At 69.0% G+C, this 8232-nt stretch carries 10 protein-coding genes; 1 reads left to right on the top strand and 9 read right to left on the bottom strand.

Annotated features, from left to right (window positions below; translation table 11 throughout):
* The 9 genes from HY726_14540 to fdhD all read right to left on the bottom strand — a co-directional run.
* Window positions 1–380 (bottom strand): MoaD/ThiS family protein (locus HY726_14540; GenBank protein ID MBI4610214.1); only part of this gene is annotated, 380 nt, incomplete at its 3' end.
* 18 nt (window positions 381–398) lie between these two features.
* Entirely contained in the window at window positions 399–1343 is a 945-nt protein-coding gene (cysK, locus tag HY726_14535; protein ID MBI4610213.1) for a cysteine synthase A, read from the bottom strand.
* A 40-nt stretch (window positions 1344–1383) separates the two neighbouring features.
* Window positions 1384–1821, bottom strand: coding sequence for an Rrf2 family transcriptional regulator (locus tag HY726_14530; protein ID MBI4610212.1), 438 nt, complete (start codon window positions 1819–1821; stop codon window positions 1384–1386).
* A 21-nt stretch (window positions 1822–1842) separates the two neighbouring features.
* Window positions 1843–2829 carry a porphobilinogen synthase gene (hemB, locus tag HY726_14525; protein ID MBI4610211.1) on the bottom strand — a complete coding sequence of 329 codons (987 nt, stop codon included), beginning with the start codon at window positions 2827–2829 and terminating at the stop codon, window positions 1843–1845.
* 2 nt (window positions 2830–2831) lie between these two features.
* On the bottom strand, window positions 2832–3641 hold the full coding sequence (locus HY726_14520; GenBank protein MBI4610210.1) for a uroporphyrinogen-III synthase: 810 nt from the start codon (window positions 3639–3641) through the stop codon (window positions 2832–2834).
* Window positions 3638–4597 carry a hydroxymethylbilane synthase gene (gene hemC, locus HY726_14515; GenBank protein ID MBI4610209.1) on the bottom strand — a complete coding sequence of 320 codons (960 nt, stop codon included), beginning with the start codon at window positions 4595–4597 and terminating at the stop codon, window positions 3638–3640. The genes HY726_14520 and hemC overlap by 4 nt, the downstream gene beginning before the upstream one ends.
* The gene (locus tag HY726_14510; GenBank protein MBI4610208.1) at window positions 4597–5880 is read right to left on the bottom strand and encodes a glutamyl-tRNA reductase; all 1284 of its coding nucleotides are present in this window, start codon (window positions 5878–5880) and stop codon (window positions 4597–4599) included. Before HY726_14510 ends, hemC begins: the two co-directional genes overlap by 1 nt.
* A complete protein-coding gene (ccsA, locus tag HY726_14505; GenBank protein MBI4610207.1) occupies window positions 5880–6692 on the bottom strand; it encodes a cytochrome c biogenesis protein CcsA in 813 nt (270 codons plus the stop codon). Before ccsA ends, HY726_14510 begins: the two co-directional genes overlap by 1 nt.
* Window positions 6693–6716: 24 nt before the next feature.
* Complete coding sequence (fdhD, locus tag HY726_14500) at window positions 6717–7478, bottom strand: formate dehydrogenase accessory sulfurtransferase FdhD (GenBank protein MBI4610206.1); 762 nt, start codon at window positions 7476–7478, stop codon at window positions 6717–6719.
* A 172-nt stretch (window positions 7479–7650) separates the two neighbouring features.
* Between fdhD and HY726_14495 the strand changes: the two genes are divergently transcribed.
* Window positions 7651–8232, top strand: a 582-nt coding sequence (locus HY726_14495; GenBank protein ID MBI4610205.1) for a P-loop NTPase, incomplete at its 3' end; no start/stop codon positions are given.

Below are 8232 nucleotides of genomic sequence, written 5' to 3'. Positions count from 1 at the left end.
GTCGTCGCCTGCGGCTCCTCCGAACTCCCTCGGCTCGAACGATTTATTCGGGCCTCGCCTCGGGGCGGGCCTGCCTGCGGCAGGGCCGACGCCCCTCGGCTCGAACTACCACCGGCGAGGGCGGGGATGATGGTCACCTCGTCGCCGTCCTTCAGCGGGGTCTCGAGCCCCTGGAGGTCTTCGATGGCTTCGCTGTTGACGTAGATGTTGACGTGGTCGTGAACCTCGCCCCGATCGTTCCGAACCAGGCCGCGGAGCCCGCCGAACTGCTCCTCCAAGAAGTCAAGTAGCTCCTGGACGTCCCGCGCATCGCACTCCAGCCGGTCCTGGTTTTTGGTGGCTCGCCGGAACGGCGTCGGGATGTAGACCTGCACAGGCATCGCGCGTCACCTCGCTCGTCAGAATGCCACGCTCAGGTAGCGCTCACCGGTATCGGGCAGCACGGTCACCACCACCTGCTCGGGCTTGAACCGCTCGGCGACCAGGCACGCCGCAAAGACCGCGGCCCCGGCCGAGATCCCGACCAGGAGCCCCTCCTCGCGGGTCAGGCGCTTGGCAACCGCGATCGCGTCCTCGTCCCGTACGGCGATGATCTCGTCGATCACCTTCCGGTTGAGGACGCCGGGCACGAACGACGCGCCGATCCCCTGGATCCCGTGCGGTCGCGCCCGGCCCCCGGCGAGGACCGGAGACTTCGCGGGCTCGACGGCCACGACCCGGACCCCCGGGATCCTGTCCTTGAGGATTTCTCCGACGCCCGTGACGGTGCCGCCCGTCCCGACACCCGCGACGAACGCGTCAACACGGCCGTCGGTCGCCTCCAGGATCTCGCGCGCCGTGGTCTGGCGGTGGATCTCCGGGTTGGCGGGGTTCTCGAACTGCTGGGGCATGAAGTAGTCGGGATGCGCCCGGAGCAGTTCGTTGGCGGCGTGGACCGCTCCCGTCATCCCCTCGATCGCCGGCGTGAGGTGGAGCTCGGCCCCGAAGCGGGAGAGCAGTCGCTGGCGCTCGACGCTCATGTCGTCGGGCATGGTCAGGATGAGGCGGTAGCCCCTCACGGCGGCGACCATCGCCAGGCCGATCCCGGTGTTGCCGCTCGTGGGCTCGACGATGGTGGACCCGCGCTTGAGGATCCCGCGCCGCTCGGCCTCCTCCACCATCGCGACCGCGATCCGATCCTTCACGCTCCCCCCGGGGTTCACCGACTCGAGCTTGGCCAGCACCGTCGCACCGACGGGGCTGGGAAGCTTGTTCAGGCGCACCAGCGGCGTATTGCCCACCAGATCCAGCACCGAGCCGGCAACTTTCGGTCGCGCCATCGGGTCTCCCTTGCGTCGAGGCATTCCGGGTTCCCTATCGGCGTAGCGGAGAACGCCAAATTTATTAGATGTGGTACATGGGACGCGCGGCGTTCTGGCGGGCCTCGACCCGCTTCCGCAGGTCCTCGAAGGTGATCCGATCAATGACTTCGGACACGGCCGCCGACACCTCGGCCCAGAGTTCGGCGAGCTGTGAGGAGTCGTGGCCGGCCGCGCGGCGTCTGCCTGGCTCTGACCTGTCGAGGGACCCCTCGATCGTCCGGAGCACCGAGCCCACCGTAATCTCCGACGGGGCACGAAGCAGGTGATAGCCGCCGGCCGAGCCGCGCTTGGAGATCAGGAAACCGGCCCGCTTCAGCAGGAGAAGCACCTGCTCCAGGTAGCGATGGGGGATCGCCTGCCGCGCCGCGATCTCCTGGATCGGGATCAGGCCCTTCTCGTAATGGAGGGCCAGATCCAGCATCGCCTTGACCGCGTACTCGCCCTTCGCCGAGACCCGCATGCTCACGCCGGGACAACAGCACTAAACCAGGCGCCCACGTTCCAGCAGCCGGCACGCCTCCTTGGCGAAGTACGTGATCACCAGGTCGGCGCCCGCCCGCCGGATCGCGGTGAGCGCCTCCAGCATCGCCCGCTCCTCGTCCAGCCAGCCGAGCTTCCCCGCCGCCTTGATCATCGCGTACTCGCCCGACACGCAGTAGGCGGCCAGCGGGATCGCGAACTCCCCCTTCACGCGCGCGATGACGTCCAGGTACGGCAGCGCCGGCTTCACCATGATGATGTCGGCGCCCTCGTCGATGTCCAGCCCCACCTCGCGGAGCGCCTCCACGGCGTTCGCCGGGTCCATCTGGTAGGCCCGCCGGTCGCCGAACTGAGGGGCGGAGTCGGCCGCCTCACGGAAGGGACCGTAGAAGGCCGAGGCGTACTTGGCCGAGTAGGCCATGATCGGGAGCTCCTGGTAGCCGGCGTCGTCGAGCCCCTCGCGGATCGCCGCCACGCGGCCGTCCATCATGTCCGACGGGGCCACCATGTCGGCCCCGGCCTCGGCCTGCGAGACCGCGGTGCGCGCCAGGAGGTCGAGGGTCGGGTCGTTCTTGACACGTCCGTCCTCCACCACCCCGCAGTGGCCGTGGCTCGTGTACTGGCAGAGGCACACATCCGTGATCACCAGCAGGTCCGGCACCGTGTCCTTCACTGCCCGGACGGCCTGCTGGACGATGCCGTCCTCGGCATACGCCTCCGACCCCCGGGGATCCTTCTCGCGGGGAACCCCGAACAGCAGCACCGCGGGGATCTGCATCGAGGCCGCGTCCTTGGCCTCCTTGACCAGCTCGTCCACCGAGAGCCGCCACTGCCCGGGCATGGACGCGATCGGCTCCCGCACGTCCCGGCCGTGGACGACGAAGAGCGGATAGATCAAGTCGTCAACCTGGAGCGTGGTCTCTCGGACCATCTTCCGCAGCAGCGGTGACTCGCGGAGGCGACGCGGACGAAACACTGGGTACGGCATTGCTAGCTCCTTTCCTCCGTGAAGTAATCGATGAGCGCGCGCGCGAGGGCCGGGATCGTGTACTCCCGCGGCATGACGTGCGTGGGGAGACCGCACTCCGCGCTTGTGCGGGCGGTGACGGGACCGATAGATGCGACCACCACGCCCTTGAGGAGCTCCGCACGCTCGCGCGGCGAGAAGAGCTCGGCGAAGTTCCGGACCGTCGATGAGCTGGTGAACGTGACCGCGTCGATGTCGCGCCGCCGCAGCGCCTGCGCGAGCCGGCCGACCGGATCGCGCACCGGCCGCGCGCGGTAGGTCGGCACCTCCGTCGGTATGGCTCCCAGCTCGGTGAGCCCCGCGACAAGCACGTCGCGCGCCCCGACGGCGCGCGGGATCAGCACCCGGTCGCCGGGGCGGATCTCGCTCCGGAGCCGCTCGACCAGCGCCTCGGCCCGGTACACGTCCGGCACAACGTCGGCCCTTCGTCCCCACTGTTGAAGGGCCGTCGCGGTGGCCGGGCCGATGACCGCGATCCTGAGCCCGACGAGCGCTCCGACGTCGCGCCGACTGCCCTCCAGGCGGATCCTGAACATCTCCACGCCGTTCACGCTGGTGAAGATCAGCCAGCGGAAGCTCTCAAGCTCTTCGATCGCCATGTCCAGCGGTTCCCAGGAGTCGGGAGGCTCGATGCTGATCGTCGGGACCTCGAGCACTTCGGCGCCGGCCTCTTCCAGGAGCCGCGTGAACCGGGCAGCCTGCTGGCGCGCACGGGTCACGACGATCCGCTTGCCCGCGAGGGGTTTGGCCGCAACCCTGCCTTGGGCCCTCATCGCTCCGACCGATCCGTACCCGCGAGGAGCCCGGTCGCTCCCCGGGCCTTCAGCTCCTCGGCGAGCTTCTGACCGAGAACCTCGGCCGTTTCCGGCGCACCTCCGAGCTCGGCCCGAATCACGCGGTCCCCGTCGACACTGGCCACGAGGCCGACCAGGCTCAGCTCGTCTCCCAGGAACCGGGCATGCGCCGCCACCGGAGTGTGGCAGCCGACCCCGAGGTGCTGGAGGAATGACCGCTCGGCCTGGGCCTGCCACCGCGTCTCAGTGTGATCCAGACCGCTGAGGAGTTCAAGCAGGCGTCCGTCGCCCGATCTGGCCTCGACCACCAGAATCCCCTGCCCCGCTGCGGGCACGAACACTTCCGGGGGGAGCACGTGCGCGTTCGGCGGGTCGAGGCCGAGGCGCCTGAGCCCCGCCGCGGCGAGGACGATCGCCGCATAGGGCCCCTCCTCCAGCTTCCTGAGACGGGTATCCACGTTACCGCGAATCGGCTCCACCCTGAGGTCCGGTCGCTGCGCCAGCAGCAGGACGCGGCGCCTGAGGCTCGACGTTCCCACGACCGCGCCGCGAGGCAGCTCCGAGATCCCGCCGCCGCTCCGGCTCACCAGGACGTCGCGGGGATCCTCCCGGGGCGGAAAGGCAGCCAGGCAGAGCCCGGAGGGAAGCGTGGCGGGGAGGTCCTTCAGGCTGTGGACCGCCAGATCCACGCGCCCGTCCAGGAGGGCCTCCTCGAGCTCCCGAACGAAGAGTCCCTTGCCGCCGAAGTCTGCGAGCGCGACCTGGCGGGTACCCGGGCCGAAGACCTGGGTGCTGTCGCCCGAGGTCCTGATGGGAACGATCTCGACCCGCGCCGGCGTCGCCAGGCTCCGGAGGCGTCCCGCGACCAGCTCGGCCTGCCTGAGCGCCAGCGGGCTTCCCCGGGAGCCGACGCGGATGGGCGTCGCGAGCCCCATCAGGCGTCCTCGCCTCGCCCGCGAAGGCCGAACAGCTCGGAGACCAGCACGGCCCACCGCCGGCCACGGCCGCTCTGCGACGTCTCGCGGAGCTTGACCGTCGGACCGTGCAGGATCTTGTTCACGATGGCGCTCGACAGGGCCTCGATGGCCGCGCGCGTCTCGGGCGAGGGGTCGTGAAGCCGGGCTAGGGCTTTTGCCACCTCGCCCTGGCGGATCGCCTCGATCTTTTCACGGAGCGAGACGATGGTGGGCACGACCTCCAGGGCCTTGAGGCGCGAGAGGAACTTGTCGACCTCTCGCTCCACCAACGCCTCGGCCTTCTGGGCCTCGCGGAGCCGCTCGCGCAGGTTGGCTTCCACCACCTGGCGGAGGTCGTCGATGTCGTAGCAGAAGACGTTGTCCAGGTCGTTGACCCCCGGCTCCACGTCGCGGGGGACCCCGATGTCGATGAAGAAGAGCGGCCGGGAGCGGCGGGCGTGGAGGGCGTGCAGGACATCTTCCTTCCGGACGATCGGCTCGGCCGCGCCGGTGGAACTGATCACGATGTCCACGCGGCCCAGCACCTCCCGGCACTCCTCGAAGGGGACCGGGGTGCCGGGCAACGCCCGGCAAAGCTCGAGGGCCCGGCTCCACGTCCGGTTGGCGACGTAGAGGGGGAACACGCCCTGGTCCACGAGATGCCTGGCGGCCAGCTCGCCCATCTTCCCCGCGCCGATCAGGAGCACGGACTTCCCCTGGAGTCCCCCGAAGATCTTCTTCGCCAGCTCGATGGCTGCGAAGGACACGGACACGGCGTGGCGGGCCACGTCCGTGTCGGTCCTCACCCGCTTCGCGACAGCGAACGCCTGGGTCAGCAGGCCGTGCAGAACCGGGCCCATGGTCCCGCAGTGCTGGGCCAGGTTGAAGGCCTCCTTGACCTGGCCCAGGATCTGGGGCTCACCGAGGACCATCGAGTCGAGGCTCGACGCCACCCTGAAACAGTGATGGATGGCCTCGGCGTCGGTCTTCGTGTACACGAGCGGATCGAGGGAGGTCGGCTCGACACCGCGTTGCTGGCAGAGTAAGCCGAAGGCTATCCTTCGTGCCTCCGAGGGAACGTCGGCCAGGCCGTACACCTCCACGCGGTTGCACGTGGAAAGGATCATGGCCTCGGCCAGGCACCCCGTCGCGTGGGCCGACGCGAGGACTTCCCGCAGTTTGTCCTCCTCGAGCGCGAGCTGCTCGCGGAGCTCGATGGGGGCGGTCCGGTGGTTGAGGCCCGAGACGAAGAGGGTCGCCATCAGGATCCCCCGTGCCTGCCCGGGAGGAAAAACCCCGCCCCCAAGGTCAAGAGGAGCGCGGCAAAGCCGACGACGGCGAAGTAGGCGGCGCGCCGACCCCGCCAGCCGGCCACGACTCGACCCGACAGCGTGGCGGCGTAGATCAGCCACGCGACAAAGGAGAACAGGGCGAGCGGGTCGAAGGTGAAAACGCTTCCCCAGGCGGCCCCGGCCCAGACGGCGCCCAGGATCAGCCCCGCGGTGAGGAACGGAAACCCGAGAGTCAGGGCGCGGAAGGTGATCCGGTCCAGCGTCTCGAGCGAGGGGAGCCGGTAGTAAAAGGCGCCAGGTCGCTTGGACTTGAGCTGACGCTCCTGAAGCAGATACATGATGCCGCCGGCGAAGTTCAGGACAAAGGCCGAGATCCCCAGGAGCGCCAGCACGGCGTGCACCGCGATCCAGGCGCTCCTGAGCGCCGGGGCCAGATCACCGAGACCACCTGGCAGCGCGATCGTCGAGAGGCTGAAGGAGAGGACCACGGGGAGCACGAAGGCGCTCAGGACGTTGACACCGTACTGGCGCTCCGCCCAGAGGGTGAGCAGGACAGAGGCCCAGACGAGGAGCGACACGGCCTCGGGGAGCGTGGCGAGGGGAGCGCGGGCGAGCTCGACCCCGCGAACCACGAGGGCAAGCGTGTGAAGCACCCAGCCTGCCAGCGTCGCGAGGGAGCCGAGCCGATAGAGGCCCTCCCGCCGGTGAACCAGGTACGCGAGCGCCAGACCGGTGGCGACGAGATAGGCGCCGAGGGCCAGGTTGAGCAGGAGAGCATTCAACGGGGAATCCTCAGTCGGAGACGCTCAGCCGGGAGCCCCGTCCAGAACGAGGGAGTCCCCGGCGTAGAGGTTCAGGCTGTCGCGGCGAACGTAACCGACGATCGTGAGGCCGAGCTGCTCGGCCAGGCTCACCGCCATCTCCGTGGGCGAGGTCCGCGAGGCGACTAGCGGTACCCCCATCCGGGCCGCCTTCAGGAGCATCTCCGACGAGATGCGGCCGGTGGAGAGGAGGATCCTGTCGTCGGTGGGGATGCCGTTCAGGAGCGCCTCCCCCTTCACTTTGTCAACCGCGTTGTGCCGGCCCACGTCCTCGGCCACGACGAGGAGCCGGTCGCCATCGCTCAGGGCCGCGCCGTGGATGCCGCGCGAGGTGCGGTAGTTCTCGGCCGCGGCGTAGAGGTCCTTCATGCGCTGGAAGAGCTGCTCCGGGCGCACGCGGAGGGAAGAGCGAATCCGCGGAAACAGCCTGGGGTCGATCCTGAAGGTGATCCCGCCGCCGCAGCCCGAGGTCAGGATGCGCTCCGTCGGGAGCTCCACCTCTCGGGTGAGCGTCACGTCGGCCCGGCCGTCCACTTCCGAGACGTCCAGATGCGCGATGTCGCCGAGCGACGCGATCACCTTCTCGAGCCAGAGGTACCCGACCACCAGGCAGTCGAGCTTGAGCGGGGAGCAGAGGAGCGTGACGAACTTTTGGCCGTTCACGTAGACCACCAGCGGCTGCTCGCGAACGACCTCGCTCTTGAGCTCAGCGACCCTGCCGCCCTTCAGCTGGATCAGACTCCTCATCCGGCCGCCTCCTGCAAGCTGAAACGCCCTTCGGGCCCCTCTATCATACCAGACCACACCAGGCATCGAACTCCGAGAGCCGGCCAGAGTCGGCGGTCACGGTCGGCGAGCGCCACGACGGCCTTGACACGGCTACCGCTGGCCCCTACATTTGGTCCGTGAAAGCGCGAGCATGAGTCAGGTCACAGAGGAAGCCGTCCTCAACGCCCTCCGGAACGTGAAGGATCCGGACCTCCACACGGACGTGGTGAGTCTCGGGTTCGTGCGGAACCTGGCGATCCAGGACTCCCGCGTCAGCTTCACGCTCGAGCTGACCACCCCGGCCTGTCCCGCCAAGGGGCTCCTCGAGCGCCAGGCGAAGGACGAGGTGATGAAGGTTCCGGGAGTGGAAGGCGTTCAGGTGCGGCTGACCGCCCGCGTCCGGTCCTCGGTTCCCGGTGAGGACGCGCCGCAGGTCAAGAACACCATCGCCATCTCGTCGGGCAAGGGCGGCGTGGGCAAGTCGACGGTCGCGGTGAACCTCACCCTGGCCCTCCATCAGGCGGGGTGCAAGGTCGGCCTCCTCGACGCGGATGTCTACGGCCCGGACATCCCGCTCATGATGGGAGCCCGCGGGCGGCCGGGGATGTTCCAGAGCCGGATCATTCCCGTCGTGAGTCACGGAATCCGCCTCATCTCCCTGGCCTTCTTCATCAAGGAGGACGAGGCGGCGATCCTGCGGGGCCCGATGCTCTCCTCCACCATCAAGCAGTTC

It is taken from the genome of Candidatus Rokuibacteriota bacterium (assembly GCA_016209385.1).
Classification (GTDB): domain Bacteria; phylum Methylomirabilota; class Methylomirabilia; order Rokubacteriales; family CSP1-6; genus JACQWB01.
Note: the sequence above shows the minus strand (reverse complement) of the source record. Positions and strands in the feature narration are given on the sequence as shown.

What these genes read in the sequence shown, in the direction of transcription:
- HY726_14520 (MBI4610210.1), bottom strand. Translation starts at nt 3,641, where the DNA reads ATGAGGGCCCAAGGCAGGGTTGCGGCCAAACCCCTCGCGGGCAAGCGG.
- HY726_14510 (MBI4610208.1), bottom strand. Translation starts at nt 5,880, where the DNA reads ATGGCGACCCTCTTCGTCTCGGGCCTCAACCACCGGACCGCCCCCATC.
- hemC (MBI4610209.1), bottom strand. Translation starts at nt 4,597, where the DNA reads ATGGGGCTCGCGACGCCCATCCGCGTCGGCTCCCGGGGAAGCCCGCTG.
- HY726_14530 (MBI4610212.1), bottom strand. Translation starts at nt 1,821, where the DNA reads ATGCGGGTCTCGGCGAAGGGCGAGTACGCGGTCAAGGCGATGCTGGAT.
- cysK (MBI4610213.1), bottom strand. Translation starts at nt 1,343, where the DNA reads ATGCCTCGACGCAAGGGAGACCCGATGGCGCGACCGAAAGTTGCCGGC.
- hemB (MBI4610211.1), bottom strand. Translation starts at nt 2,829, where the DNA reads ATGCCGTACCCAGTGTTTCGTCCGCGTCGCCTCCGCGAGTCACCGCTG.
- fdhD (MBI4610206.1), bottom strand. Translation starts at nt 7,478, where the DNA reads ATGAGGAGTCTGATCCAGCTGAAGGGCGGCAGGGTCGCTGAGCTCAAG.